We start from the raw sequence: 25,810 nt of genomic DNA, 5'->3' as shown, positions 1-25,810 counted from the left end.
CCATGGAACACGTTCTGCCTCCTCTGCCGTACGCCATCGACGCCCTGGCGCCCGAGTACTCCAAGGAAACCCTGGAGTTCCACCACGGCAAGCACCACAACGCCTACGTGGTGAACCTGAACAACCTGCAGAAGGGCACCGAGTTCGAGAACATGACGCTCGAAGAGATCGTCAAGAAGTCCAGCGGCGGCATCTACAACAACGCGGCCCAGATCTGGAACCACACCTTCTTCTGGAACTGCATGAAGCCCCAGGGCGGCGGCGCTCCCGGCGGCGCGCTGGCCAAGGCCATTGACGCCAAGTGGGGCAGCTTCGACGCCTTCAAGGAAGCTTTCGTCAAGTCGGCCGTGGGCAACTTCGGCTCGGGCTGGACCTGGCTGGTCAAGAAGGCCGACGGCAGCGTGGACATCGTCAACACTGGCGCCGCCGGCACGCCCCTGACCACCGAGGACAAGGCCCTGCTGACCGTGGATGTCTGGGAGCACGCCTACTACATCGACTACCGCAACCTGCGCCCCAAGTTCGTCGAAACCTTCCTGGCCAAGCTGGTCAACTGGGAGTTCGCTGAAAAGAACTTCGGCTAAGCCTTCAGCGCTTGCCAAGCAAGCCGGCCGCGTGCCGGCTTTTTTGTGCGCGTGTGCATGTGCGACGCGCAGGCAGTGCGCGGGCGCACGCAAGCGCAGTTCAAAAAAAAGTCATTCCGATTCCGCATTGCGGGAAACGGTTGCAAAAACCGGCCGAGTGCGCGTGACGCACCAAGCACAATCGCATGTGGTATTCAGTCATGGGCGCTCGGCTGCCGGGCGTGCGGCTGTGTTTGCTGTGATTTCCTGGAGATAAACCGAGATGAGCACCCAGAAACCAACCATCATCTACACGCTGACGGATGAAGCGCCGCTGCTGGCCACCGGCGCCTTCCTGCCCGTCATCCGTGCTTTCGCGCAGCCTGCGGGCATCGACGTGGCCACCAGCGACATCTCGGTGGCCAACCGCATCCTGGGCCAGTTCCCCGAGCTGCTGACCGAAGAGCAGCGCGTGCCCGATACGCTGGGCGAACTGGGCAAGCTCACGCTCAAGCCCGAAGCGAACATCATCAAGCTGCCCAACATCAGCGCCTCGGTGGCCCAGCTCAAGGCGGCCATCAAGGAACTGCAGGGCAAGGGCTACAAGATCCCCGACTACCCCGAGTCGCCCAAGACCGACGAGGAAAAGGACATCCGCGCGCGCTACAACAAATGCACCGGCTCGGCCGTGAACCCCGTGCTGCGCGAAGGCAACTCCGACCGCCGCGCGCCCAAGGCCGTCAAGGAATACGCGCGCAAGAACCCGCACAGCATGGCCGAATGGAGCCAGGCCTCGCGCTCGCACGCCTCCCACATGCACGGCGGCGACTTCTACCACGGTGAGAAGTCGATGACGCTGGACAAGGCGCGCGACGTCAAGATGGAGCTGATCACCAAGAGCGGCAAGGCCATCGTGCTCAAGCCCAAGGTCTCGCTGCTCGAGCGCGAGGTGATCGACTCCATGTTCATGAGCAAGAAGGCCCTGCTGGAGTTCTACGAGAAGGAAATCGAGGACGCGCACAAGACCGGCGTGATGTTCTCGCTGCACGTGAAGGCCACCATGATGAAGGTCTCGCACCCCATCGTGTTCGGCCACTGCGTGAAGATCTTCTACCGCGAGGCCTTCGAAAAGCACGCCAAGCTGTTCGAAGAGCTGGGCGTGAACGTCAACAACGGCATGGTCGATCTGTACAACAAGATCGCCACCTTGCCGCAGAGCACGCAGGACGAGATCAAGCGCGACCTGCACGCCTGCCACGAGCACCGCCCCGAGCTGGCCATGGTGGATTCGGCCAAGGGCATCACCAACTTCCACTCGCCCAACGACGTGATCGTGGACGCCTCGATGCCGGCCATGATCCGCAACGGCGGCAAGATGTGGGGCGCCGACGGCCGCCTGAAGGACGTGAAGGCCGTGATGCCCGAATCGACCTTCGCCCGCATCTACCAGGAGATCATCAACTTCTGCAAGTGGCACGGCGCCTTCGACCCCCGGACCATGGGCACGGTGCCCAACGTCGGCCTGATGGCTCAGCAGGCCGAGGAATACGGTTCGCACGACAAGACCTTTGAAGTGCCCGAAGACGGCGTGGCCAACATCACCGACCTGGCGACGGGCGAAGTGCTGATGAGCCAGAACGTGGAGAAGGGCGACATCTGGCGCATGTGCCAGACCAAGGACGCCGCGATCCGAGACTGGGTCAAGCTGGCCGTCACGCGCGCGCGCAATTCGGGCATGCCGGTGGTGTTCTGGCTCGACGCCTACCGCCCGCACGAGGCGCAGCTGATCACCAAGGTCAAGATGTACCTGCACGAGCACAACACGACCGGCCTGGACATCCAGATCATGAGCCAGGTGCGTGCGATGCGCTACACGCTCGAGCGCGTGATCCGCGGCCTGGACACCATCAGCGCCACGGGCAACATCCTGCGCGACTACCTCACCGACCTGTTCCCCATCATGGAGCTGGGCACCTCGGCCAAGATGCTGTCCATCGTGCCCCTGATGGCCGGCGGCGGCATGTACGAAACGGGTGCGGGCGGCTCGGCCCCCAAGCACGTGCAGCAGCTGGTGGAAGAGAACCACCTGCGCTGGGATTCGCTGGGCGAGTTCCTCGCGCTGGCCGTGAGCTTCGAGGACCTGGGCCTGAAGAACAACAACCCGCGTGCCAAGCTGCTCTCCAAGACGCTGGATGCCGCCACCGGCAAGCTGCTGGACAACAACAAGAACCCCAGCCCCAAGACCGGCCAGCTCGACAACCGCGGCAGCCAGTTCTACCTGGCCATGTACTGGGCGCAGGAGCTGGCCGCGCAGACCGAAGACGCCGAACTGGCGGCCAAGTTCGCGCCCCTGGCCAAGACGCTGACCGAGAAGGAAGCCGTGATCGTCAAGGAGCTCAACGAGGTGCAGGGCCAGGCCGTGGACATCGGCGGCTACTACAAGCCCGACACGGCCAAGCTCGAGGCCGTGATGCGCCCGAGCAAGACCTTCAACGCCGCGCTGGCTGCCGTGAACGGCTGATCGTTCGCGCCCTGCGCATGCGGCCTTCGCGCCGCATGCCAGAAAAAGAAATGAGGCCCCTCGGGGCCTCATTTCTTTGGGCGATCACGTGAAGGACTGCAGCGATTCAGCGCTTGCCCGCGTCGAAGCCCCCGAGTCGGGAGCCGGCCTTGACGCCGCGGCGCGCGAACCAGCCCTGGTTCATCTCCAGCACGTAGCGCACGGCTTGCGTGGAGCAGTGCGAGTCCAGCGTCTGCGGCTGCATGTCGGCCAGGTTGACGATGGTGCCGTCGTCGGCCACGAAGGCGGCGGTCAGCGGCAGCAGCGTGTTCTTCATCCAGAAGCACTGCACGGCCGGCTGCTCGAAGACGAAGAGCATGCCCTCGTGCTGCGGCATCTGGGCACGGAACATCAGGCCCGTGTTGCGCTGCTGCTCGGTGCGCGCCACCTGCGCGTCGATCACATGCATGCCGGCAGAAAGCTTCACGCGCGGCAGGTCCATCTGGGGCTGGCCCGCGGCGGGCTGGGCCAGGGCGGTCGCGGCGCTCAGGGCGGCCGCCACGAGGGTCAGGAGCACTTTCATGCGCCGCATTGTGAGGCCTGGGCGCATCGCCTGCGCCGGCCTGGCACCCAGGCGACGGCGTCGGCGGGGCTTGCCGCGAGCCCGCAGCATGCGGTGCATAGAATTCCGGCTTTGTGCGCGCATCCCTTTGCTGTGCGTTGCGCGCTTTCTTCGCCTCGCGGCATCCGCCCGCCGTTCTCGCTCCATGCCCTACCAGCACATCCAGTTGCCCGCCGATGGCCAGGCCATCACCGTCCAGGCCGATCAGACGCTGAAGGTTCCCGACCGGCCGATCATTCCCTTCATCGAAGGCGACGGCGTGGGCCGCGACGTGACGCCCGTGATGCTCAAGGTGGTGGACGCGGCCGTGGCCCGGGCCTATGGCGAGCGTCGCAGCATCCGCTGGATGGAGGTGTTCGCGGGCGAGAAGGCTGCGCGCCTGTACGGCGCGGACACCTGGCTGCCCGATGAAACGCTCCAGGCCGTGCGCGAGCATGTGGTGTCCATCAAGGGGCCGCTGACCACGCCGGTGGGCGGTGGCATCCGTTCGCTGAACGTGGCGCTGCGCCAGGCGCTGGACCTGTATGTCTGCCTGCGCCCGGTGCGCTACTACCAGGGCGTGCCCTCGCCGCTGCGCGAGCCCGAGAAGACCAACATGACCGTGTTCCGCGAGAACTCGGAAGACATCTACGCCGGCATCGAATTCGAGGCCCGCTCCGACAAGGCGCAGCAGCTCATCGGCTTCCTGCGCGACCAGATGGGCGAGCGCAAGATCCGCTTCCCCGAGACCTCGGCCATCGGCATCAAGCCCGTGTCCATCGAGGGCTCGCAGCGCCTGATGCGCAAGGCCATCCAGTACGCCATCGACCACAACAAGCCCAGCGTCACCCTCGTGCACAAGGGCAACATCATGAAGTTCACCGAAGGGGGCTTCCGTGACTGGGCTTATGAAGTGGCGGCCAAGGAGTTCGGCGGCGAACTGCTGGACGACGGCCCGTGGATGCGCGTGAAGAACCCCGCCACCGGCAAGAGCATCATCATCAAGGACGTGATCGCCGATGCCTTCCTGCAGCAGGTGCTGATGCGTCCGGCCGAGTACAGCGTGATCGCCACGCTCAACCTCAACGGCGACTACATCTCCGAGGCCGTGGCCGCGCAGGTGGGCGGCATCGGCATCGCGCCCGGCGCCAACCTCAACGAGCAGGTGGCCATGTTCGAGGTCACCCACGGTACGGCGCCCAAGTACGCCGGCAAGGACTACGTGAACCCGGGCTCCAGCATCCTGTCGGCCGAGATGATGCTGCGCCACATGGGCTGGACCGAGGCGGCCGACATCATCGTCAGGTCGCTGGAAGCGGCGATCCTGAGCAAGAAGGTCACCTACGACTTCGCGCGGCTCATGGAAGGCGCCACGCAGGTCAGTTGCTCGGGATTCGGCCAGGTCATGATCGAGGCCATGGCCGAGCTGGACTGAAGGGCCCCGGCAGGGCCTTCGCGACCGGGCGCCGTGATGGGCGCCCTTTTTTTTCCGGCCGGTGGGCTGCAAAGCCGCGCCAGGCCCGGCGCTTGCAGTGCCGTTTTTTGCCCGCATCTGTGGGATCGGGAGGCCGCGCCCACACGGCCCGGCGCCGCTCTATAGAATGAATTTCATGGCTACCCAAAATCCCTCCAAGCCGCCCGCGGCACCGGCCACGCCCAAGCGTGACGACGGTGACTCGGTCGTGCTGGAGCGTCGTCCGCAGAAGACGGCACCACCGCGCATGTACCAGGTGGTGATGCTCAATGATGATTACACCCCGATGGAATTTGTGGTGGTGGTCCTGCAGGAGTTCTTCAACAAGGACCGCGAGACCGCCACGCAGATCATGCTCAAGATCCATCTCGATGGCCGCGGCGTCTGTGGGGTCTATCCCCGCGACGTGGCAGCCACCAAGGTGAACCAGGTGATGGAAGCCGCAGTGCAGGCCGGGCATCCGCTGCAGTGCATCAGTGAACCGGTTGAATAAGCCTGAGTCTCACCCATCTGAAGTCATCGCCCCATCACACAGCAAGGCAAAGGAAATCACATGATTGCCCAGGAACTGGAAGTCAGCTTGCACATGGCCTTCGTCGAGGCCCGCCAGCAGCGCCACGAGTTCATCACCGTGGAACACCTGCTGCTCGCTTTGCTGGACAACCCGAGCGCCGCCGAAGTGCTGCGTGCATGCTCGGCCAACATCGATGATCTGCGCGCATCGCTGACGAATTTCATCAAGGACAACACGCCCCAGGTGGCCGGCACCGACGAGGTGGACACGCAGCCCACGCTGGGTTTCCAGCGCGTGATCCAGCGCGCCATCATGCACGTGCAGTCCACCGGCAACGGCAAAAAGGAAGTCACGGGCGCCAATGTGCTCGTGGCCATCTTCGGCGAGAAGGATTCGCACGCCGTCTACTACCTGCACCAGCAGGGCGTCACCCGCCTCGACGTGGTGAACTTCATCGCCCACGGCATCAAGAAGAGCGATCCGCCCGAGCCCGCCAAGGGCGGCGAAGCGCCTTCGTCGGAAGGCGAGGAGGGCGGCGGTGCCGAGAAGAACGAGAAGGCCTCGCCGCTGGAGCAGTTCACCGTCAACCTCAACCAGCAGGCCAAGGACGGCAAGATCGATCCGCTGATCGGCCGCGACTACGAGGTCGAGCGCGTGATCCAGATCCTGTGCCGCCGGCGCAAGAACAACCCGCTGCTGGTGGGCGAAGCCGGCGTTGGCAAGACGGCCATCGCCGAGGGCCTGGCCTGGCGCATCACCCAGGGCGACGTGCCCGACATCCTGGCCGAGTCCAACGTGTACTCGCTGGACATGGGCGCGCTGCTGGCCGGCACCAAGTACCGCGGCGACTTCGAGCAGCGCCTCAAGGGCGTGCTCAAGTCGCTCAAGGACAAGCCCAACGCGGTGCTGTTCATCGACGAGATCCACACGCTGATCGGCGCCGGCGCGGCTTCGGGCGGCACGCTGGACGCGTCGAACCTGCTCAAGCCGGCGCTCTCCAGCGGCCAGCTCAAGTGCATCGGCGCGACCACCTTCACGGAATACCGCGGCATCTTCGAGAAGGACGCGGCGCTGTCGCGGCGCTTCCAGAAGGTGGACGTGGTCGAGCCCACGGTGCCCGAGACCATCGAGATCCTCAAGGGGCTCAAGAGCCGCTTCGAGGAGCACCACAGCGTCAAGTACGCCACGGCTGCGCTGCAGGCGGCGGCCGAGCTGTCGGCCAAGTACATCAACGACCGCCACCTGCCCGACAAGGCCATCGACGTGATCGACGAGGCCGGTGCGGCGCAGCGCATCCTCGCGCCTTCCAAGCGCAAGAAGACCATCGGCAAGACCGAGGTCGAGGAAATCGTGGCCAAGATCGCGCGCATCCCGCCCGCGAACGTGAGCAACGACGACCGCAGCAAGCTGCAGACCCTGGAGCGCGATCTCAAGAGCGTGGTCTTCGGCCAGGACAAGGCGCTGGAAGTGCTGGCCTCGGCCGTGAAGATGTCGCGTTCGGGCCTGGGCAAGGGCGACAAGCCCATCGGCTCCTTCCTGTTCAGCGGCCCCACGGGCGTCGGCAAGACCGAGGCGGCCAAGCAACTGGCCTTCATCATGGGCATCGAGCTGATCCGCTTCGACATGTCCGAGTACATGGAGCGCCACGCCGTCAGCCGCCTGATCGGCGCGCCTCCGGGCTACGTCGGCTTCGACCAGGGCGGCCTGCTGACCGAGGCCGTCACGAAGAAGCCGCACGCGGTGCTGCTGCTCGACGAGATCGAGAAGGCGCACCCGGACATCTTCAACGTGCTGCTGCAGGTGATGGACCACGGCACGCTGACGGACAACAACGGGCGCAAGGCCGACTTCCGCAACGTCATCATCATCATGACGACCAATGCGGGCGCCGAGACCATGAACAAGGCGACCATCGGCTTCACCAACCCGCGCGCGGCCGGCGACGAAATGGGCGACATCAAGCGCCTGTTCACGCCCGAGTTCCGCAACCGGCTGGACGCCATCGTCAGCTTCAAGGCCCTGGACGAGCAGATCATCCTGCGCGTGGTCGACAAGTTCCTGCTGCAGCTCGAAACGCAACTGGCCGAGAAGAAGGTCGAAGTCACCTTCAGCGACAAGCTGCGCAAGCACCTGGCCAAGAAGGGCTTCGATCCGCTGATGGGCGCGCGCCCGATGCAGCGCCTGATCCAGGACACCATCCGCCGCGCGCTGGCCGACGAGCTGCTCTTCGGCAAGCTGACTGAAGGCGGCCGCCTGGGCGTGGACCTGGACGAGAAGGACGAGGTCCTGCTCGACATCCAGCCGCTGCCCAAGAAAGAAGGCCGCAACAAGCCTGAAGCCGAGGAAGCCGCGGCGGGTTGAGTCTTTTGCGCGCAGCGCAGCGTCAAGAAGAAGGGCCGGTAGCATCGCTGCCGGCCCTTTGTTCGTGGGCGAGCGCCATCACCACAGCGCCGCATTCCTCTTTTCCTCCCCCTTTTTCTCAGCCCTCTTCGTGAACCTGCCTGAACTCAGCGACGCCTGGAAGACCGGCCTTTCGCTGGCCTGGACCTTCTACATCGCCGTGCTCTCGGTGTGGATCGTTCTGCAAAAACGCACGCCCGTCGCCACGCTGGGCTGGATCCTGTCGCTGTCCGCGCTGCCCTATGTGGGCTTCGGCATCTACTATTTCTTCGGCCCGCAGCGGCTGCGCAAGCAGCGCCTCAAGCGCCTGCGCACACGGGCCAGCGCCCACAACGCGCGCGACATCTCGCTGATCCGCTCGGCCGCGCGCGAAGCCCCGCCCGCGCTGCAGCAACTGGCCGCCCTGGGCGCCGCCAGTTGCGGGCTGCCGCTGTCGAGCGCCACCGCGGCCGACCTGCTCTCGGGCGGCGCCGCCACCTTCGACGCCATCCTGGCCGCGGTCGATGCCGCGCAGCACCACATCCACCTCGAGTACTACATCTACGAGCCCGATGGCATCGGCACGCGGCTGCGTGACAGCCTCGTCGCACGCGCCCGCGCGGGTGTGCAGGTGCGCCTGCTCATCGACGCGCTGGGCTCCAAGCGCGTGGGCCGGCGCTTCTTGGCGCCGCTGCGCGAGGCGGGCGCGCAGATCGCGCTGTTCCATGACTCGCGCATCGGCCGCCGGCTGCGGCCCGTCATCAACTACCGCACCCACCGCAAGATCGTGGTGTGCGACGGCTGCGTGGGCTTCACTGGCGGCGTGAACATCACGGACGAGGAAGACCGGCGCGCGCGCGCCGATGCGTATCACGACGTGCATCTGCGGCTTGAAGGGGCGGCCGTGCGCTGGCTGCAGACCACCTTCCTCGAAGACTGGGCCTACGCCACGGGCGAGCGGCCGCGCGGCGCAGGCGACGAGCAGCTGGGCCGCATGCTGCCCACGCTGGAAGCTGGCCGCATCCCGGTGCAGATCGTCAGCAGCGGCCCGGACACGCCGCTGGAGCCCATCCACCGCCTGCAGGTCGCGGCCATCCACGGCGCCACGCAGCGCTGCTGGCTGACCACGCCGTACTTCGTGCCCACCGAAGCTGCGCTGCTGGCGCTGACCAGTGCGGCCCTGCGCGGCGTGGACGTGCGCGTGCTCGTGCCCGCGCGCAGCGATTCGCGCGTCGTCAGCGCGGCCGCGCGTTCGTACTTCTCTGAGCTGATCTCTGCGGGCGTGAAGATCTGGGAATACCGCGAACGCATGCTGCACTCCAAGACCCTGGTGGTGGACGAGCACTGCGCCATGATCGGCACCGCCAACTTCGACCAGCGCAGCTTCAGCCTGAACTTCGAAGTCATGGCCGTGGTCTACGGCCCCACGCTGGCCGAGGCCCTGGCCGCGCAGTTCGAGGCCGACCTGCAGCACGCATCCCCCGTGCGCCGACGCCGGCCGCGCTTCGTGGCAAGGCTGGGGGAGGCGGGGGCGCGGTTGTTGTCGCCGTTGCTGTAGAAGAGGGGCGCAGCCGGGGGATGCACCGAGTGCACGAGAAATTTGGAGGAGGGTGACAAGACATGGCTTCGTACCGAGGAGCCAAAGCCTTATGACCCTGCCCTAGGAATTCGAACCGCTCGGTAACCGAACGACAGGCATGATGAAAACCAAGACCAGGATCAGGACCTCCGCCGCATCACTCTGCGGAAGACCAACTTTTCGCTGCCCGTTGAAAGCTCTGCTCGCAGAAATTCGCACCCTTTCGAACCATTGACCTGTTCACTGCCTCCGCAAGGAAGGCGTCTCGCTCTGCGTAGGCCTCTGCTGCCCGGAGCCGATCCCGGGCCAGGATCAGGAATTGCTCGCGCGTCGGCATGCCTACCCGGCGAAACCAGCGGATCTTGTACTTCAAGGCGTTCAGAGCCCCTACGACGACCTCATTCCTGCACAAACGCAATTCCTCACCCAGGTAGGACTCAATGTCCAGCAAGTGCTGCATTGGGTCTGCTCCTGCTGTGCGGAGCAACGAGGTGGCCATTTGCTTGAGCGTCAAGAGTTCCTCATCACTCGCTTTTGCAACGATAGCCGCAGCCATGTAGGCATGCATCGCCTCGCGAAAGCCATAGAGATCTCGTATGGCCTCCACAGTCACGACGGCAACCTTGGGGCGTCGGTAATTGGTGATCGAGATCAGGCCATCCTGGCTAAGGATCAACAGCGCCTCCCTCACCGGCGTCCGGCTCGTACCGAAATGTCGTGCGAGCTCAACTGAGTTGATCACACTGCCCGGAAGGATGGTGCCGGAGACGATCTTCTCTCGGAGGGTGTCGCAGATTCGGCTCACAACCAGTTGGTTGCCGGAGGCGGCTTCGCTTAACGAGAGATCGGTGTCATCCATGCCCACATTCTGCCTGAGCGTTCGGCCGGTCACGCACTTGCAAGTATGAAAGTGTCGACACTAATAGGGATAGTACGAGTGATATCAGCATCATAGAAGTGAATAATCCATTAAGTGTCCACACTTTAGGAGACAACATGAGAGAGATTTCCGTGCGCCGCCGTGCCTGCCTCCTGCTGGCTGCACTGACGGCGGCCAGCCCAGTTCTTTCACAGACGAATCGCGCGATTCGCGTTCTGGTGCCCGGTCCTGCCGGGTCTGGGATGGATGCCTACCTCCGAGCCGTTTCCCCTGCGGTGTCGGCAAAAATCGGAAACCCGTTGGTCATCGAGAACCTTCCAGGCGCAGGCGGCACGCTGGCTACTGCGCAGGCGGCTCGGGCGAGCAACGACGGACATACGTTGCTGATCGTCTCGTCCAACCACGTCATCAATCCGAGCCTGTACAAGTCGCTGCCGTACGATGTCATCAACGACTTCTCGCCGGTCACCATCGTTGGAACGGTGCCGATGGTGATGGTGGCCTCTCCCGGGCTAGCCGCCAGGACTATTCCCGAGCTGATTGTCCAGATGAAAGCGAAGCCGGGCGAATTCAACTTCGGCTCCTTGGGCGTGGGAACCGTGCTCCACCTTGCAGGCGCGGCGTTCAACATCGAAGCCGGCGTATCGACCAACCATGTACCGTACAAAGATGCAAGCTCCCTGATTGCCGATCTTGCAAATGGGCAGATTCAAATCGCGTACTTGGCACTGCCTTCAGTCGCGCAGTTGGTGAAGGCAGGGAGAATCAAGGCAATGGGCGTGACCAACGCGCAGCGCGCTCCGGCGATGCCAGACGTTCCCGCGATTGCCGAGTTCGTGCCGGGCTATGCCATGGACGCTTGGATCGCCTTGCTTGCTCCCAAAGGCATGGCGTTGGCCCAGTCGAAGAAATACTTTGAAGCGTTCAAGGAGGCAATGAGTGACTCTGCCGCCAAGGAGGCTTTGTCGGCGCAAGGAATGATCCCAATCCTGATGCCTCCGGAAAAGGTTCGTGGGTTCATGCAGGAAGAACTCGCCAAGCAAACTGCTCTGGCCCATCGCGTAGGCCTGACCGCACAGTGACGATGCAAAGTCAGCCTTATCAGATCGATCAGACTTGGGGGGTTTTCCCAAGCAGAGCCTGCCGTGCGGACCGCAGGTGCTCATACAGTGTTTATGTCCCGTCCTCGCCGGCGAGAGGCCCTCGTGCGCAGCGTGAACTCCTGGTGCTCATTCACGGAACGGACCGTCGGCCGGAACAGTTGCGCGACGTCTACCTGCCGCTGGCAGAAGAGCTGGGCTGCGTTTTGCTGGCACCCTGCTTTCCGGCTGCATTGACTGCAGACGAGGAACTGCACAACTATGTGTTCCTTCGGTACGGTGATGTCAGGTTCGATGAGCTCTTGATGTCGATGGTCGACGAAGTCTTGGCGCAGTATGAGGTGTCGCCGGGAAAATTCTGGCTTGCTGGCTTCTCCGGGGGTGCTCAGTTCGCTCATCGATTTGCGTACCTACACGCGTCAAGGCTGGCGGGCCTGTCACTTGCGGCGCCGGGGACGATCACCTCGCTGAGCCCGCATCAACAATGGTTCACGGGAGTGAAGGGTGTGCAGAGCATCTTGGGCATAGACATCGATTGGGTAGGTCTGCGGGCACTCAAGGTTCACGTCGCAGTGGGTGCGAATGACACGCGTCCAGAAGTCACCATTCCTCCGTCGAGTCCGCTCTTTTGCCCAGGCATCAACGATAGCGGCGGCACTCGCGTGGCACGCGCCATTCGCTTGCACGAGTTGCTGATCGACGCTGGCATCGAGTCGCACTTGGACATAGTTCCAAATGCGGACCATGTCCCCAGCGATCTGGTGCCAGCTGTGTCGGAATACTTTCGGCAGGCATTTGCCAAGGCCAACTGACTGCCGGCTGCGCTGCGCCGAATCGGCGGCATTGTGACCGTCCAACTTCTGGGGTTCGCCGTGGCCTGGCCGTAAAACCACGCTTTGTCTTCCCGTAGTCGCTACGGATGATCATCCTGCGGCAGCAACTGCGACGCCCGCAGCCGGCTGGGCGCCAGCGCCCCGGCTGAATCGAGGATCGGGTATGCGATCGAGCAGATGTGCGAGTTGATGCGTTTCAAGTCGCTGATCAGGTCGATGTGCAGCGAGCTGGTTTCCATGCTGGGCGCGGCGCGGTCCATCAGCCGGCTCAGGTGGGTGTTGGCATAGGCGCGCTCCAGGTCGCGAAAGCGGGCCTTTTCTTCCAGCAGCTTCTGCGCGTCGCGCACGTTGCCGTTGAGGAACACGCTCATGCCCAGGCGCAAATTGGCCACCAGGCGCTCGTGCAGCTCCACGATCTCGGCCATGCCCGCGTCAGAGAAATTGCGATGCGGCTTGATCTTCTTGTCTTCGATGTCGGTGATCACGCGCTCGATGATGTCGCCCACCTGCTCCATGTTGATGGTGAAGCTGATGATGTCGGTCCAGCGCTTGCTCTCTTCCTCGCCCAGCGCCTCGCGCGAGATCTTGGTCAGGTAGTACTTGATGTCGGAATAGAGCTGGTCGACCGTGTCGTCCATCTTGCGCAGCTCTTCGGCCAGCCGCAGGTCGTTGGTGCGGATCACCGTCAGGGTGCCGATCAGCATGCTCTCCACCACGTCGGCCTGGTGCAGGGCCTCGCGCGCGGCGTTGGAGATGGCCAGCGAGGGCGTGGACAGGGCCGATGGGTCCAGGTGCCGGGGCCGGCCGAGGGCCGCTGCCGCCGCGGGCTGGGGCAGAAGCCGCATGCACAGCCGGGCCACGGGGGCCGTGAGGCCGATGAACAGCAGGCTGCTGGCGATGTTGAAGGCCAGGTGGAAGAACACCACCAGCTGCGTGGGCCCGCCCACATGGGGCTGCAGATGGCGCAGCCACAGGCCCAGGAAGGGCGCCGCCACGGCCACGCCCAGCATCTTGAACAGCAGGTTGCCCACCGTCACCTGCCGCACCGCCACCGAGGCCTTGGCGGTGGTCAGCACGGCCAGGATGCCGCTGCCCAGGTTGGCGCCCAGCACCAGGCCCAGCGCCACGTCCAGCGGCACCACGGCCGAGGCCGCCATGGCCGCCACCAGCAGCACGACGGCCAGGCTGGAATAGGCCAGCACGGCCAGCGCGGCGCCCAGCGTGATCTCCAGCAGCAGGTCACTCGTGATGGACTGGATCACGGCCCGCATGGCTTCGCTGTCGAACAGCGGCCCGGTGGCCTGCACCACCAGTTCCAGCGCCAGCAGCATCAGCCCCAGGCCGATGAGCACGCGGCCCACGCGCCCACCCGTGCTTTCGGGCCGCGTCACCGACAGCACCACGCCCGTGAAGATGAACAGCGGCGAGAGCCAGGACAGGTCGGTGGAAAAGAGCACCGCCATCAGCGCGGTGCCCACGTCGGCGCCGCGCATCACGGCCAGCGCGGCCGGCAGGGTGATCAGGCCCTGGCCGACGAAGGAGGAGGTCATCAGCGAGGTGGCCGTGCTGGACTGCACCAGCGCCGTGACGCCGATGCCCGCGAGCGCGGCCGAGAAGCGGTTGCCCAGGCTGCGCTGCAGATAGCGCCGCAGGTTGCCACCAAAGACGCGCAGCACGCCCGTGCGCACCAGGTGCGTGCCCCACACCAGCAGGGCCACCGCTGCGAGCAGATTCAACAGGTGTTTCATTGCCGGGGGTTTTTCTCCTTGTTCTGGCGGCCGGTCATTGTGCGCCCGGCTGCGGCGCTCGGGCGTCGGTCAGTCGATCAAGGCCCCGTTGTCATGAAAAGGATAGGGGCCTTCGAACTGCCCCGAGGCCGCGAGGTGCGTGACCAGCCGAAGGCCGTCCCAGGCATGCACCCGAAAGCCCGGTGGCTCCAGCGTCCAGGCCGATGGGGCCTGGGGCTGCAGGTCCAGGCACACCTGATGGGCCGGCGCAGGCGAGGTGCTGGCGATGGTGCCGCCGAAGCGCACGTCGATGGCGCGGTGCAGATGGCCGCAGAGGATGCGCTCCACGTTGGGGTGGCGCGCGACGAGGGCCTCCAGCTCGGGCGCGCCCTCCAGCAGGCCGATGTCGTCCATGTGGCCGATCAGCGTCTTGAAGGGCGGATGGTGCATGGCCAGGACCACGGGTTCGCCATGGCAGCGCGCCAGTTCGGCGGCCAGCCAGTCCAGGCGCGCGCGGCACAGCCGGCCATGGGGCTGGCCGGTCTCGGCCGTGTCCAGCGCGATCAGGCGCAGCGGCCCCACCTTCACGCTGTACTGCACATGGCCTTCGGTGCCCAGGTAGCGGTGATCCGGGAAGCTGCGACGCAGCTGCTCGCGCTCGTCGTGGTTGCCGGGCAGCAGGTACACGGGCATGGGCAGCGGCGCCAGCAACGCCTGCAGATGCGCGTATTCGGCTTCGCGGCCGAAGTCGACCAGGTCGCCGGTCACCACCACGGCGTCGGGGCGCTGGCGCAGGGCCAGCACGCTTTGCACGGCGCGCGCCACGTAGGGCGCGGTGTCGATGCGGCCGTAGGCCAGCCGGCCCGGCTCGCGGATGTGCAGGTCGGTCAGCTGGACCAGGAAGGTGGGGTTCATGCTCGGGCCTCCGGCGCTTCCTGCGCACTCATGAATCGTTCGGCGGCAATGCGGATGCCCACTTCGTCGCCGGCGTGAAAGGGTGCGTCGCGGCCCAGGTCGGCCAGCAGGTCGGCCTGGTCATCCACCGAAAGGCGCAGCTGCACGCGGTCGCCCAGGAAGGTGCGCTGCGCCACGCGCGCGCGGCCCCAGCCCGCCTGAAGCGCGCCCACCTCGATGTCTTCGGGCCGCACCAGGAGCCGGGTGTCGCCCAGCGCGCGCGGGCAGGCCAGTGCCGTGCCGCCCACCGGCACCGCGCCGGCCGCGGCGGCATCGGCGCTGCGCTCCAGCCGGTTCACGCGGCCCAGGAACTCGGCCACGAAGGGGTGGGTGGGCGCGCGGTAGAGGTCTTCGCCGCGACCCACCTGCACGATGCGCCCGGCCTGCATCACGGCCAGCCGGTCGGCGATGGCCATGGCCTCCTGCTGGTCGTGCGTGACGTGGATGGCCGTGATGTGCAGGCGGCGCAGCAGCTCGGCCAGTTCGTCGCGCAGCGATTCCTTGAGCTTGGCGTCCAGCGCGGCGAGCGGCTCGTCCAGCAGCAGCACGCGCGGGCGCACGGCCACGGCGCGCGCCAGGGCCACGCGCTGGCGCTGGCCGCCAGAAAGCTCGCCGGGGCGCTTGTGCTGCAGCGGCGTCAGGCGCGTGAGCTCCAGCAGTTCGCCCACCACGCGCCGTTCCTCGGCCTTGTCGGTGCCGCGGATGCGCAGGCCGTAGCCGATGTTGGCCGCCACGCTCATCTGCGGGAACAGCGCGTAGCTCTGGAACACCATGCCCACGTTGCGCTGCTCCACCGGGCGGTGCGTCACGTCCTGCTCGCCGAAGCGGATGCGCCCGCCTTCGTCCAGCGTCTCCAGGCCGGCGATCAGGCGCAGCAAGGTGGTCTTGCCGCAGCCCGAGGGGCCCAGCAGCGCCAGCACCTCGCCGGCCTCCACATGCAGGCTGGTGGGCAGCAGGCCACGGGTGCCGTCGGCGTAGGTTTTGGAGCAATGGTCCACATGGACCGGGATGCGTTCAAGTTCCATGGCGTTTGCGGATCAGGTCGGCCAGCGACTGCAGGCCCCAGAGCACGGGAAGGATGACGATGAAGAAGACCAGCGTGTAGGCCGAGCCGATCTCGATGCGCATGGAGGCATAGCTGTCGGCCAGGCCCACGGGCAGGGTGCGGGTGACGGGCGTGTGCAGCATCCACGTGAGGTTGAATTCGCCCACCGACAGCGTGAACACCATCAGCGCGCCGGCCACGATGGCCGGGAACACGGCAGGCACCAGGATGCCCATGAAGCGCTGCCAGAAGCTGGCACCCAGCGTGCGGCCGGCTTCTTCCAGCGCCACGAGCTCGCCCTGCAGGAAGGCCGAGGCCACGGTGCGCACCATGAAGGGCAGCGTGAAGACGATGTGGCCCACCAGGATGAAGCCGAAGCTCTGGCGGAACCAGGTGATCTGGCCGTAGGCCAGGATCAGCGCCAGTGCGGTGGCCAGACCGGGCACGGCCACGGGCAGGGTCAGCAGTTCCTCGAAAGCCCGGGCCAGGCGCGAGCGGCTGCGTGCCAGCGCGTAGGCGCAGGGCACGCCGATCAGCACCGTGCCCACCACGCAGGCCGCGGCCAGCAGCAGCGACCAGCCCACGGTGTTGCCATACACCTCCCACACCTCGGCCAGCCAGCGCAGCGTGAGGCCGCTCTTGAGTCCCACGCTGTAGTTGTTGACCAGTCCGGCCATCACCGACAGCCCCATGGGCGCGACCATGAAGACGCTGACGATCAGCGTGATCGTGAGAAGGAAGGGCGAGCGGGCGTTGTTGTTGTTGCTTCGCATGAAGGCCAGCTCCTCAACGCACGGCCGGGCTGCCGCTGAAGTGGCGTGCCAGGAACAGCACGAACCAGGTCACCAGGCCCAGCGCAATCGACAGCGACGCCGCGAGCGCGAAGTTGGCGTAGTTGGTGAACTCGTTGTAGATGGTGATGGGCAGCACCTCGAACTTCGCCGAAAGGGTGAAGGCGGTGCCGAAGGCGCCCATGGCCGTGGCGAAGACGATGGCGCCGCAGGCCAGGGTGGTCGGTGCCAGCTCGGGCAGCCACACGTCGCGCACCACCTGCAGCCGCGTGGCGCCGAGCGAACGCGCGGCCTCCTCGAGCTGCGCGTTCATGGCTTCGGCCGCCGCCGCATAGGTGGCGATGGCGCGCGGCAGCGAGAAGTAGAGGTAGGCCAGGAACAGCCCCAGCAGCCCATAGGCGAAGGTCAGGCGCGCGCCGCCCAGCGCTTCGGAAAGGTCGGCCACCAGGCCCTGCCGGCCGCCCAGCAGGATCACGAAGAAGCCGATGATCACGCCCGGAAAGGACAGCGGCAGCGTCAGCAGCGACAGCAGCACGCGCCTGCCCGCGAAGTGCCGGCGCGCCAGGTAGATGCCCACCGCCGCACCCAGCACCAGCGTGGCCAGCGTCACCGCCAGCGACAGCCCCAGCGTGTTGAGCATGCTGCGGAGGTAGGCGCCGTCGGTGAACACCAGGAAGTAGGTGCGCCAGCCCTGTTCGGCCGGCAGCGCGAGCAGGCGCAGCACGGGCAGCAGCCAGAAGGCCAGGAAGAAGGCCGCCGCGGGGGCTGCGCAGATCCAGGCCCGCTGGCGCCAGGGGTGGCTCAACGCACTTCCTTCAGGTAGCGGGCCGAGAACTCGCGCTGCGCCTCGGCCATGGCCGCGTAGTCCAGCGCCTTGGCGCGCGCGTATTCGCTGGCCGGCAGGAACTGCGCCTGCACATCCTTGGGCATGGCACTGGCGCGCACGGGGCGCAGGTAGGCCTTGGCCCAGATGGCCTGGCCCTCGTCAGACAGCACGAAGTCCAGCACCTTGGCGGCTTCGGCTTTGTGCGGCGCGTTGGCCACCAGGCTCATCACATAGGGCACGACCACCGTGCCTTCGGCCGGAATCACGAACTGCACATTGGCCTTGTCCTTGTACTTGGCGCGGTAGGCGTTGAAGTCGTAGTCCAGCAGGATCGCGATCTCGCCCGAGAGCACGCGCGCATAGGAGGTCTGCTTGGGCACGATGGGCTCGTTCTTCTGCAGCGCCTTGAAGTAGTCGATGCCGGGGCCGAAGTTCTGCAGGTTGCCGCCGCGCGCCTGGTTCGCCGCCACCGCGCCCACGTAGCCGACGAAGGCCGAGGCCGGGTCCAGGTAGCCGATCAGGCCCTTGTACTCGGGCTTGAGCAGGTCGGCCCAGGACAGGGGCACGGGCTTGCCCTTGAGCGCGTCCACATTGACCATGAAGCCCAGCGTGCCCGAGTGGATGGTGAACCAGTGGCCGGCCGGGTCCTTCAGGCCGTCGGGAATCTCGCTCCAGGCCGCCGGCTTGTAGGGCGCGACCACGCCGTCCTTCTGGGCCTGGATGGCGAAGGTCACGCCCAGGTAGGTCACGTCGGCCACGGGGCTGCGCTTCTCGGCCACCAGCTGGGCCAGCGACTGGCCCGAGTTCTTGTTGTCCGCCGGCACCGTGACGCCGGTCTTGGCCTTGATGGCGCGCAGCTGCGTGCCCCAGTCGGCCCACTCGGTGGGGCAGTTGTAGCAAATGGCGGTCTGGGCAAAGGCGCTGCCGGCGGCCAGGCCGGCCGCCAGCACGGCCAGCCGGCCCAGGCGTTTGAAGGTTGCGGACATGGGAGCTCCTTGGGAGGTTTGGAGAGGAAGGGGAAGGCCGACTCAATCGGCTTTTCTGGAAGACACCGGGCCGCAGGATTCACCGGCCCGGAAGGCATGGGGCAGCAGCAGCCCCGAAGAAGGCGCCAGGCGCTGGCCGCTGGCCAGGGCCTGCACCAGCAGCTCGACGCTGCGCGCGCCGATCTCGCTGTTGGGCTGGGCCACGGTGCTGAGCATGGGCGTGAGGTCTTCGCCCAGCGCGATGCCGTCGAAGCCCACCACGGCCAGGTCGCGTGGCACCTGCAGGCCGGCCTGCGCGGCGGCGCGGATGCTGCGGATGGCCAGCAGGTCGTTGGAGCAGAACAGGGCGGTGGGCCGATCGCGCTGCCGCAGGTGGCGGCTCACGGCATCGACCGCGGTCTCGACAAAGGGCACCTCCAGCAGCGGCGGCGCTTTCAGGCCCGCCGCGGCCATGCCCTTGAGGTAGCCGCGGTAGCGCTGCTGCGCACGGTCGGAGGCCGCGAGCGTGCCGCTGACCATCGCGATCCGACGATGGCCCAGCGCCACCAGCCGCTGCACCACCTCGGCCGAAGCGGCTTCGCTGTCCACCGACACGCAGGGATGCCCGGGGTGGCGGTTGTAGGCCAGCACATAGGGGCCATGGCCGGCCTGCAGCCGCGCCAGCGCCGCCGAGGTGCCGGGGTTGGAGACCACCAGGATCATCCCGTCCACGTTGGCCGCGATCAGCCGGCCCACGGCCTCTTCCTCCTGGGCGATCTCGTAGGCCGTGGTCAGCGGCAGGATGGCGTAGCCCGCCGCATGGGCGGCCGATGCGATGCCGTGCAGGCATTCGGCAAACGTGGGGTTCAGCAAGGTGGGCAGCACCACGCCCAGCACGCGGCTGCGCTGCGTGCGCAGGGTGCGCGCACTGGCGTTGGGCAGGTAGCCCAGCTCGCGCGCCACCTGTTCCACCAGCATGCGCGTGGCCGGCGTGACCTTGTCCGGGAAGTTGAAGGCGCGCGAGACGGTCGCGACCGACACGCCCGCTTTCTTCGCCACTGCCTGGATGCTCATCCTGCGCCTTGCCTTTCCATGTAAACGATTACATTGGAGCCAGGCATTGTGACCAGGTGATGACTCCGGGCCATTGGGGTTGGGCCTTAGGTCGCCCTGGTTCTGGCGTGCGCTCTGGCGCAGGCCGCGGGCAGGCGCGGGCTTGCCGCACCTGTGGCGCGCGCACTCAGAGCTTGATGCGCCCCAGCCAGATGTCGCGGTACATGGCCCAGTCGCCCATGAAGCTGTAGAGCGGGCGCTTGAAGGACGCGGGCCTGTTCTTCTCGAAGCCGAAGTGGCCGATCCAGGCAAAGGCGTAACCGGCCAGAAGGCCCGCCAGCAGCCACCACGCACTGGCCGTGGCCACGGCCAGCGCCAGGCACACCAGGCCCAGCGACGAACCCACGAAATGCAGGCGCCGGCAGGTGCGGTTGGCGTGCTCGCTCAGGTAGAAGGGGTAGAACTCGGCAAAGCTGCGGAACTGCCGCGGATCGACGGCAGCGCCGCTGCGCCAGGGCCAGGCGTCGGGAGGGCTGTGGGGCATGTCAGTGGCGCCCGGCCGCCCGAAGCCACTGACGCGCCCCCTCGGGGGGAAGCGGACCTCGCGAAGCGGGGAAGCGTGGGGGTTGTTCCATTTGCGTCTCCTGCGGCTCTCGTGCGGAGCCTGTGCCCATAATAGCCAGCGACGCGCCTCCCAGGCGCCCCAAGCGCCCGCAGCCTGTTGTGCCCTCCGTACCGATGAACCAGCCCCCCTCGACCGATCTCCAGGTGATCTGCCTGTGCGCCGAATGGTGCGGCACCTGCCGCGACTACCGGACCCTGTTCGCGCAGGTGGCGCAGGAACATGCGGGCGCCGCCTTCGCCTGGGTGGACGTGGAAGACCATTCGGAGCTGGCCGACGACTTCGACGTCGAGACCTTCCCCACGCTGCTGGTGGCCAGTGGCCAGGGCCTGCACTTCCTCGGGCCGATGCTGCCGCATGCGCAGACGCTCTCGCGGCTGCTCACTGCGCTGCCGGCCGCAAGCCCCGCACCGGCCGAGGTGGCGGCGCTGCTGCGCGCGGTGCGCGAAGACCCTGCGTCCTTTACGCTGCAGCCGCCCGTTGCACGCGACTGAGCAGCAGGCTCAGATTCACTTCATCTTCGGCGCATAGGCTTTGCGCATGCGCATCCTGCTGATCGAAGACGATCCCTCGCTGGGCGGTTCGCTGCAGTCCTGGCTGCAGCTGGACGGCTATGCCGTCGACTGGCTGCAGCGCGGCGACCAGGCGGCCGCGGCCCTGGCCACGCACGCGTACCAGTGCGTGCTGCTGGACCGCGGCCTGCCGGGCCTGGACGGCGATGCCGTGCTGCAGGCGCTGCGCGCCCAAGGGGCCGGGTCGGCGCAACTGCCCGTGATCCTGATCACCGCGCGCGACACGCTGGCCGACCGCGTGCAGGGCCTGGACCTGGGGGCCGACGACTACCTGGTCAAGCCCTTCGACCTGGAGGAGCTGTCGGCGCGCGTGCGTGCGGCGCTGCGCCGACAGGCAGCGGTGCCCACGCCCGAACTGCGCCATGGCGATGTGGTGCTGGACCCCGCTGCCAAGCGCGTGACGCAGGCCGGCGAGCCCCTCACGCTGACGGCGCGCGAGTTCGCCGTGCTGCAGGCCCTGATGCGCCGCCCCACCCACATCCTCAGCCGCGCGCAGCTCGAGGAGGCGCTGTACGGCTGGGGTGAGGAGGTGGAGAGCAACGCCATCGAGGTCCACATCTACAACCTGCGCCGCAAGCTGGGCAGCCGCTTCATCACCACCGTGCGCAACCAGGGCTACGGCCTGGCCGCGACATGACCTGGGCCCCGCACCGGCTGCGCCGCGGCCAGGGCTGGTCGTTGCGCCGGCGCCTGCTGTTGACCGTGATGGGCGTGAGCATCAGCCTGTGGCTGGTCAGCCTGGGCATCGTGATCGGCGTGGCCTGGTTCGCCACCAGCGAGGTCTATGACGACGCGCTCGAAGAGGGCTCGCGGCTGGTGCTGCAGCTGGGCGCGGCCAGCGGCCAGGGCGCGGGCGCAGACGCATTGCGCGCCGGCCGCGGCGGTGCGCTCAAGCTGCGCCTGGTCTACCAGCTCGTGGCCGCCGACGGACGCGTGCTGCAGCGTGGCGAGGACGCCCCCGAAGCGGCCTTCGTGCCGCCGGCCGAGCTGCGCAGCGACGACTACGCGACCGTGCGCGCCGACGGCGAACTGTGGCGCGTGCACATGCGCCGCGGCGAGGGCGGCCTCAGCGCCCAGGTCGCGCAGCCCATGCAGGAGCGGCTGGAGCTGCTGGAAGACATGGCCGAGAACCTGGCCTGGCCGGCGCTGCTGCTGCTGGCCGTGCTGGGCCTGCTGAGCTGGGTGCTGATCCGCCGCCTGCTGCGCCCGCTCGAAGAGGCGGCCACGCGCATCGCCGCCAAGTCGCCGCAGGACCTGTCGGCCGTGGATGCGCAGGGCCTGCCGCGCGAGCTGCGACCCATCGTGGACGCGCTCGATGCGCTGCTCATGCGCCTGGGCCAGGCGCTGGAGAGCGAGCGCCGCTTCACCGCCGACGCCGCCCATGAGCTGCGCACGCCGCTGGCCGCGCTGCGCATGCGCGTGCAGCTGGCGCAGCGCGAAAGCCGGCTGCCCGATGCGCACCTGGCGCAACTGCGCGCCGATGTGGACCGCTGCACCGCGCTGGTCGAAAGCCTCCTGGCGCTCACGCGGCTGGAGCCGCAGGCCCAGCCGCTGCTGCGCGAGCCCGTAGACCTGGCCGAGCTGCTGGACACGCTGGCGCCAGCGCTGCCGCCCCCGCCCGCGGCACACCTGCAGCGCGCGCTGGCGGTGGCGCGCGTGCCGGCCGTGCCCACGCTGCTGGCCAGCGCCCTGCGCAACCTCATTGCCAATGCCGTGCACTACGGCCCGCCCGGCGTCACCGTGCGCGTCGAATCCGGCGCGCTGCCTGGCGGCGGCGTGCGCATCGCCGTGCGCGACGACGGGCCGGGCGTGCCGCCGGACCAGCGCGCGCGCCTGGGCGAGCGTTTCTTCCGCGTGCTGGGCACGGGCCGGCCCGGCAACGGGCTGGGCCTGTCCATCGTGGCGCGCATCGCGGCGCTGCATGGCGCGCCGCTGCGCTTCGAGGAGGGCATCGACGGACACGGACTGGGCGTGGTGCTGGACTTCCCGCCGGGCTGACGCGCGCTGCGCCGGCGCGCATCAGATTGCCTTCATCTTCGCGGCGCCCAATCTCTTCACACCGCAACCCGCGCGTGTTCTTTCCTTCACAACGCTTCCATCACAAGGAGTCACTCGACATGCGTCATGCCACCACTTCCCTGGTCATCGCCACCCTGCTGGGCCTGGGCGCCGCCACCGCCATCGCGCAGCCCGCCGGCTACACCGGCCCGAGCAGCGCGCCCAAGCCCGCGGCTGCGCAGGCAGGCTATGCCGGCCCCAGCAGCGTGCAACTGATGACCGTCAAGCAACTGCTCGATGCCGGCAAGGATGACCAGCATGCGCGCCTGCAGGGCCGCATCGTGTCGCACGACGGTGGCGACCGCTACACCTTCGAGGACGCCACCGGCCGCATCACGGTCGAGATCGACGACGATGACTTTCCCGCCGGCCAGAGCGTGAGCGCGCAGCAGCGCGTGGAGCTGCTGGGCGAGTTCGACAAGGGTCTGCGCAAGACCGAGTTCGAGGTCGACCGTCTGACCTTGATTCAGTAAGCAACCCCCAGGCCGCCGGGAGCCCTGAACAAGAGCCCCGCGCAGCCCTACCTAGCGAGTGCCGATCACGAAATCGCGCAGCGCGAACAGCACCGCATCGGGCGCCTCGCTCATCAGCGCGTGGCCGGCCTTCACCGTCACCACCTGGGCCTGCGGCGCCTTCTTCGCCAGCGCCTGTGCGGCGCGCGGCGGGGTCATCTGGTCCGCTTCGCCGAGCAGGAACAGCACCGGGCACTGCACGGCCGCGATGGCGGCTTCACCGTTCGCATAGTCGTTGCAGGCCTTGAAGCCGGTGTGGAAGACGTTGACCTGCGGGTTGCTGGCCAACACGCGGCGCATCAGCGCGCGCGAGCCGCCGTACAGCCAGGTGCCCGGCCCCAGCGAGGAGGGCGGCGGCGCCAGCAGCGAATGCGAGAAGGTGTTGACCATAGCGATCGCCTTCTCGGGCGCTTCCAGCGAGCTTTGCAGCAGCGCGGGCGACACCACCATCGGGTAGGCCGTGCCCACCAGTGCCAGGTGCGACACACGCTGCGGCGCGCGCGCGGCGGCTTCCAGCGCGATCAGCGAGCCGAAGCTGTGGCCAATGAGCGCGGCCTTCTCGATGCCGGCCGCGTCGAGCAGCGCGAGCACGAAGTCGGCCGCATCTTCCACGCTCGCGGGCGGCGGGCCTTCGCTCCTGCAGTGGCCCGGCAGGTCGATGGCCAGCACGTTCCAGCCATGGTGCGCGAACCAGCGGCTTTGCAGGATCCACACGCTGTGGTCGTTGAGCACGCCGTGGATGAACACCACGCTGGGCTTGGCCGCGTCGAAGGGCTTGCCGCCGGTGTAGACAAAAGTCTTGTGGCCGTTGACTTGGAGTTCCATGGTGATCAGGCCCCCGCCTTTTCAGCCGCTTTCAGCGCGCGCTTGAGGTCGTCGATCAGATCGTCGGGATCTTCCAGGCCGATGGACAGGCGGATCGTGCCCTGGCCGATGCCCGCGCCGGCCAGCGCCTCGTCGGTCATGCGGAAGTGGGTGGTGCTCGCGGGGTGGATCACCAGCGAGCGGCAGTCGCCCACGTTGGCCAGGTGGCTGAAGAGCTTGAGCGTCTCGATGAACTTCTTGCCCTGCTCTCGGTTGCCCTTCATGTCGAAGCTGAACACCGAGCCCGCGCCGCGCGCGCCCAGGCGCAGCAGCTTGCCGGCCAGCGCATGGCTGGGGTGTGATTCGAGCAGCGGATGGCCCACGCGCGAAACGAAGGGGTGGCTGGCCAGGAACTGCACCACCTTCTCGGTGTTGGCGATGTGGCGCTCCATGCGCAGCGGCAGCGTCTCGATGCCCTGCAGGATCAGCCAGGCCGTGTGCGGGCTCATGCTGGCGCCGAAGTCGCGCAGGCCCTCGCGGCGCGCGCGCAGCAGGAAGGCGCCGACGGTGGACTCCTCGGTGAACACCATGTTGTGGAAGCCGTCGTAGGCCTGCGTCAGTTCGGCGAACTTGCCGGCCGAGCGCGGCCCGTCCCAGTCGAAGCTGCCGCCATCGACCACGATGCCGCCGATCACGGTGCCGTGGCCCGACAGGAACTTGGTGGCCGAGTGGTAGACCAGGTCGGCGCCGAGGTCGAAGGGCTTGATCAGGTAAGGCGATGTGAGTGTCGAATCGACCAGCAGGGGCACGCCGGCCTCATGCGCGATCTGGCTCACGGTGGGGATGTCCAGCACGTCCAGGCCGGGGTTGCCCACGGTCTCGCCGAAGAAGAGCTTGGTGTTGGGCCGCACGGCCGCCTTCCAGCCGTCGATGTCGCCGGGCTTGACGAAGGTGGTGTCGATGCCGAAGCGGCGCATCGTGTAGTGCAGAAGGTTCTGCGAGCCGCCGTACAGCGCCGTGCTGGCCACGATGTGCGAGCCCGCACCCATCAGGGTGGCCACGCTCAGGTGCAGCGCGGCCTGGCCGCTGGCCGTGGCGATGGCGCCGATGCCGCCCTCCAGCGCCGAGACGCGCTGTTCCAGCACCGCGTTGGTCGGGTTGCTGATGCGGCTGTACACGTGGCCCGAGCGCTCGAGGTTGAACAGCGCCGCTGCATGGTCGCTGGACTCGAAGACGAAGGAAGTGGACAGATGGATGGGCACGGCGCGCGCGCCCGTGGCGGGGTCGGGCGCGGCGCCCGCATGCAGGGCCAGGGTGTCGAACCCGGGGTCGGAATAGCCGCTCATGATGGGAAGGTCTCCGTGAAACGAAAGCGCTTGACAGGCCGCGCGCAGGGGCGGCGGCGCAAGGTTGGGGGGCTGACGCTGTCGCGCTGGTAACGCGTCGTCACTTTCGGCG

24 protein-coding genes are annotated in these 25,810 nt (G+C 67.1%); 12 read left to right on the top strand and 12 right to left on the bottom strand.

What is annotated here, in order from left to right:
- The first annotated feature begins 2 nt into the window (after positions 1–2).
- Both PGB34_RS01905 and PGB34_RS01900 read left to right on the top strand, forming a co-directional pair.
- Positions 3–584, top strand: coding sequence for a Fe-Mn family superoxide dismutase (locus tag PGB34_RS01905; protein WP_271426371.1), 582 nt, complete (start codon positions 3–5; stop codon positions 582–584).
- A gap of 262 nt (positions 585–846) precedes the next feature.
- The gene (locus tag PGB34_RS01900; protein WP_271426370.1) at positions 847–3,084 is read left to right on the top strand and encodes an NADP-dependent isocitrate dehydrogenase; all 2,238 of its coding nucleotides are present in this window, start codon (positions 847–849) and stop codon (positions 3,082–3,084) included.
- A 106-nt stretch (positions 3,085–3,190) separates the two neighbouring features.
- On the opposite strand, the gene PGB34_RS01895 is transcribed toward PGB34_RS01900, so the two are convergent.
- Positions 3,191–3,646, bottom strand: a complete 456-nt coding sequence (locus PGB34_RS01895; protein WP_408647810.1) for a DUF192 domain-containing protein — start codon at positions 3,644–3,646, stop codon at positions 3,191–3,193.
- Between the two features lie 184 nt (positions 3,647–3,830).
- Between PGB34_RS01895 and icd the strand changes: the two genes are divergently transcribed.
- The 4 genes from icd to cls all read left to right on the top strand — a co-directional run bounded on the left by icd (position 3,831) and on the right by cls (position 9,589).
- Entirely contained in the window at positions 3,831–5,099 is a 1,269-nt protein-coding gene (gene icd, locus PGB34_RS01890) for an NADP-dependent isocitrate dehydrogenase (protein ID WP_271426368.1), read from the top strand.
- Between the two features lie 166 nt (positions 5,100–5,265).
- The gene (gene clpS, locus PGB34_RS01885) at positions 5,266–5,631 is read left to right on the top strand and encodes an ATP-dependent Clp protease adapter ClpS (RefSeq protein WP_408647809.1); all 366 of its coding nucleotides are present in this window, start codon (positions 5,266–5,268) and stop codon (positions 5,629–5,631) included.
- Positions 5,632–5,691: 60 nt separating this feature from the next.
- The gene (gene clpA / locus PGB34_RS01880) at positions 5,692–8,013 is read left to right on the top strand and encodes an ATP-dependent Clp protease ATP-binding subunit ClpA (protein ID WP_271426366.1); all 2,322 of its coding nucleotides are present in this window, start codon (positions 5,692–5,694) and stop codon (positions 8,011–8,013) included.
- A 130-nt stretch (positions 8,014–8,143) separates the two neighbouring features.
- Positions 8,144–9,589, top strand: coding sequence for a cardiolipin synthase (cls, locus tag PGB34_RS01875; RefSeq protein WP_271426365.1), 1,446 nt, complete (start codon positions 8,144–8,146; stop codon positions 9,587–9,589).
- A gap of 178 nt (positions 9,590–9,767) precedes the next feature.
- Here the strand turns inward: cls and PGB34_RS01870 are convergent, their stop codons facing one another.
- On the bottom strand, positions 9,768–10,469 hold the full coding sequence (locus tag PGB34_RS01870) for a GntR family transcriptional regulator (RefSeq protein ID WP_271426364.1): 702 nt from the start codon (positions 10,467–10,469) through the stop codon (positions 9,768–9,770).
- Positions 10,470–10,606: 137 nt separating this feature from the next.
- Between PGB34_RS01870 and PGB34_RS01865 the strand changes: the two genes are divergently transcribed.
- Both PGB34_RS01865 and PGB34_RS01860 read left to right on the top strand, forming a co-directional pair.
- Complete coding sequence (locus tag PGB34_RS01865; protein WP_271426363.1) at positions 10,607–11,572, top strand: Bug family tripartite tricarboxylate transporter substrate binding protein; 966 nt, start codon at positions 10,607–10,609, stop codon at positions 11,570–11,572.
- Positions 11,573–11,751: 179 nt separating this feature from the next.
- Positions 11,752–12,402, top strand: coding sequence for a hypothetical protein (locus tag PGB34_RS01860; RefSeq protein ID WP_271426362.1), 651 nt, complete (start codon positions 11,752–11,754; stop codon positions 12,400–12,402).
- Between the two features lie 101 nt (positions 12,403–12,503).
- On the opposite strand, the gene PGB34_RS01855 is transcribed toward PGB34_RS01860, so the two are convergent.
- From PGB34_RS01855 to PGB34_RS01820, 8 genes are all read right to left on the bottom strand, one after another.
- Positions 12,504–14,171, bottom strand: coding sequence for a Na/Pi cotransporter family protein (locus tag PGB34_RS01855; RefSeq protein ID WP_271426361.1), 1,668 nt, complete (start codon positions 14,169–14,171; stop codon positions 12,504–12,506).
- Between the two features lie 69 nt (positions 14,172–14,240).
- Positions 14,241–15,065 carry a phosphodiesterase gene (locus PGB34_RS01850; protein WP_271426360.1) on the bottom strand — a complete coding sequence of 275 codons (825 nt, stop codon included), beginning with the start codon at positions 15,063–15,065 and terminating at the stop codon, positions 14,241–14,243.
- Entirely contained in the window at positions 15,062–16,129 is a 1,068-nt protein-coding gene (locus tag PGB34_RS01845; RefSeq protein WP_271426359.1) for an ABC transporter ATP-binding protein, read from the bottom strand. Before PGB34_RS01845 ends, PGB34_RS01850 begins: the two co-directional genes overlap by 4 nt.
- Positions 16,119–16,922: an ABC transporter permease gene (locus PGB34_RS01840; RefSeq protein ID WP_271426358.1), complete on the bottom strand. Its 804-nt coding sequence runs from the start codon at positions 16,920–16,922 to the stop codon at positions 16,119–16,121. Before PGB34_RS01840 ends, PGB34_RS01845 begins: the two co-directional genes overlap by 11 nt.
- 13 nt (positions 16,923–16,935) lie before the next feature.
- Positions 16,936–17,745 (bottom strand): ABC transporter permease, encoded by an 810-nt coding sequence (locus PGB34_RS01835; RefSeq protein WP_271426357.1) that lies wholly within the window; start codon positions 17,743–17,745, stop codon positions 16,936–16,938.
- The gene (locus PGB34_RS01830; RefSeq protein WP_271426356.1) at positions 17,742–18,752 is read right to left on the bottom strand and encodes an ABC transporter substrate-binding protein; all 1,011 of its coding nucleotides are present in this window, start codon (positions 18,750–18,752) and stop codon (positions 17,742–17,744) included. Before PGB34_RS01830 ends, PGB34_RS01835 begins: the two co-directional genes overlap by 4 nt.
- A gap of 42 nt (positions 18,753–18,794) precedes the next feature.
- On the bottom strand, positions 18,795–19,805 hold the full coding sequence (locus PGB34_RS01825; RefSeq protein WP_271426355.1) for a LacI family DNA-binding transcriptional regulator: 1,011 nt from the start codon (positions 19,803–19,805) through the stop codon (positions 18,795–18,797).
- Positions 19,806–19,971: 166 nt separating this feature from the next.
- On the bottom strand, positions 19,972–20,328 hold the full coding sequence (locus PGB34_RS01820; RefSeq protein WP_271426354.1) for an Mpo1-like protein: 357 nt from the start codon (positions 20,326–20,328) through the stop codon (positions 19,972–19,974).
- 194 nt (positions 20,329–20,522) lie between these two features.
- Between PGB34_RS01820 and PGB34_RS01815 the strand changes: the two genes are divergently transcribed.
- The 4 genes from PGB34_RS01815 (at position 20,523) to PGB34_RS01800 (ending at position 23,509) form a co-directional block, all read left to right on the top strand.
- A complete protein-coding gene (locus PGB34_RS01815) occupies positions 20,523–20,900 on the top strand; it encodes a thioredoxin family protein (RefSeq protein WP_271426353.1) in 378 nt (125 codons plus the stop codon).
- A gap of 46 nt (positions 20,901–20,946) precedes the next feature.
- Positions 20,947–21,615, top strand: coding sequence for a response regulator transcription factor (locus PGB34_RS01810; protein ID WP_271426352.1), 669 nt, complete (start codon positions 20,947–20,949; stop codon positions 21,613–21,615).
- Positions 21,612–22,976, top strand: coding sequence for an ATP-binding protein (locus PGB34_RS01805; protein ID WP_271426351.1), 1,365 nt, complete (start codon positions 21,612–21,614; stop codon positions 22,974–22,976). The genes PGB34_RS01810 and PGB34_RS01805 overlap by 4 nt, the downstream gene beginning before the upstream one ends.
- Before the next feature lie 119 nt (positions 22,977–23,095).
- Positions 23,096–23,509: a YgiW/YdeI family stress tolerance OB fold protein gene (locus PGB34_RS01800; RefSeq protein ID WP_271426350.1), complete on the top strand. Its 414-nt coding sequence runs from the start codon at positions 23,096–23,098 to the stop codon at positions 23,507–23,509.
- Positions 23,510–23,560: 51 nt separating this feature from the next.
- On the opposite strand, the gene PGB34_RS01795 is transcribed toward PGB34_RS01800, so the two are convergent.
- Both PGB34_RS01795 and PGB34_RS01790 read right to left on the bottom strand, forming a co-directional pair.
- On the bottom strand, positions 23,561–24,373 hold the full coding sequence (locus PGB34_RS01795) for an alpha/beta fold hydrolase (RefSeq protein ID WP_271426349.1): 813 nt from the start codon (positions 24,371–24,373) through the stop codon (positions 23,561–23,563).
- Positions 24,374–24,378: 5 nt separating this feature from the next.
- Entirely contained in the window at positions 24,379–25,698 is a 1,320-nt protein-coding gene (locus PGB34_RS01790) for an O-acetylhomoserine aminocarboxypropyltransferase (protein WP_271426348.1), read from the bottom strand.
- Positions 25,699–25,810 lie beyond the last annotated feature (112 nt).

Source organism: Xenophilus arseniciresistens (assembly GCF_028023875.1).
GTDB lineage: Bacteria > Pseudomonadota > Gammaproteobacteria > Burkholderiales > Burkholderiaceae_C > Xenophilus > Xenophilus arseniciresistens.
This window is presented reverse-complemented; position numbering and strand designations above follow the sequence as displayed.

What these genes read in the sequence shown, in the direction of transcription:
- PGB34_RS01905 (WP_271426371.1), top strand. Translation starts at nt 3, where the DNA reads ATGGAACACGTTCTGCCTCCTCTGCCGTACGCCATCGACGCCCTGGCG.
- PGB34_RS01900 (WP_271426370.1), top strand. Translation starts at nt 847, where the DNA reads ATGAGCACCCAGAAACCAACCATCATCTACACGCTGACGGATGAAGCG.
- PGB34_RS01895 (WP_408647810.1), bottom strand. Translation starts at nt 3,646, where the DNA reads ATGAAAGTGCTCCTGACCCTCGTGGCGGCCGCCCTGAGCGCCGCGACC.
- icd (WP_271426368.1), top strand. Translation starts at nt 3,831, where the DNA reads ATGCCCTACCAGCACATCCAGTTGCCCGCCGATGGCCAGGCCATCACC.
- clpS (WP_408647809.1), top strand. Translation starts at nt 5,266, where the DNA reads ATGAATTTCATGGCTACCCAAAATCCCTCCAAGCCGCCCGCGGCACCG.
- clpA (WP_271426366.1), top strand. Translation starts at nt 5,692, where the DNA reads ATGATTGCCCAGGAACTGGAAGTCAGCTTGCACATGGCCTTCGTCGAG.
- PGB34_RS01870 (WP_271426364.1), bottom strand. Translation starts at nt 10,469, where the DNA reads ATGGATGACACCGATCTCTCGTTAAGCGAAGCCGCCTCCGGCAACCAA.
- PGB34_RS01865 (WP_271426363.1), top strand. Translation starts at nt 10,607, where the DNA reads ATGAGAGAGATTTCCGTGCGCCGCCGTGCCTGCCTCCTGCTGGCTGCA.
- PGB34_RS01855 (WP_271426361.1), bottom strand. Translation starts at nt 14,171, where the DNA reads ATGAAACACCTGTTGAATCTGCTCGCAGCGGTGGCCCTGCTGGTGTGG.
- PGB34_RS01850 (WP_271426360.1), bottom strand. Translation starts at nt 15,065, where the DNA reads ATGAACCCCACCTTCCTGGTCCAGCTGACCGACCTGCACATCCGCGAG.
- PGB34_RS01845 (WP_271426359.1), bottom strand. Translation starts at nt 16,129, where the DNA reads ATGGAACTTGAACGCATCCCGGTCCATGTGGACCATTGCTCCAAAACC.
- PGB34_RS01840 (WP_271426358.1), bottom strand. Translation starts at nt 16,922, where the DNA reads ATGCGAAGCAACAACAACAACGCCCGCTCGCCCTTCCTTCTCACGATC.
- PGB34_RS01830 (WP_271426356.1), bottom strand. Translation starts at nt 18,752, where the DNA reads ATGTCCGCAACCTTCAAACGCCTGGGCCGGCTGGCCGTGCTGGCGGCC.
- PGB34_RS01825 (WP_271426355.1), bottom strand. Translation starts at nt 19,805, where the DNA reads ATGAGCATCCAGGCAGTGGCGAAGAAAGCGGGCGTGTCGGTCGCGACC.
- PGB34_RS01820 (WP_271426354.1), bottom strand. Translation starts at nt 20,328, where the DNA reads ATGCCCCACAGCCCTCCCGACGCCTGGCCCTGGCGCAGCGGCGCTGCC.
- PGB34_RS01815 (WP_271426353.1), top strand. Translation starts at nt 20,523, where the DNA reads ATGAACCAGCCCCCCTCGACCGATCTCCAGGTGATCTGCCTGTGCGCC.
- PGB34_RS01810 (WP_271426352.1), top strand. Translation starts at nt 20,947, where the DNA reads ATGCGCATCCTGCTGATCGAAGACGATCCCTCGCTGGGCGGTTCGCTG.
- PGB34_RS01805 (WP_271426351.1), top strand. Translation starts at nt 21,612, where the DNA reads ATGACCTGGGCCCCGCACCGGCTGCGCCGCGGCCAGGGCTGGTCGTTG.
- PGB34_RS01800 (WP_271426350.1), top strand. Translation starts at nt 23,096, where the DNA reads ATGCGTCATGCCACCACTTCCCTGGTCATCGCCACCCTGCTGGGCCTG.
- PGB34_RS01795 (WP_271426349.1), bottom strand. Translation starts at nt 24,373, where the DNA reads ATGGAACTCCAAGTCAACGGCCACAAGACTTTTGTCTACACCGGCGGC.
- PGB34_RS01790 (WP_271426348.1), bottom strand. Translation starts at nt 25,698, where the DNA reads ATGAGCGGCTATTCCGACCCCGGGTTCGACACCCTGGCCCTGCATGCG.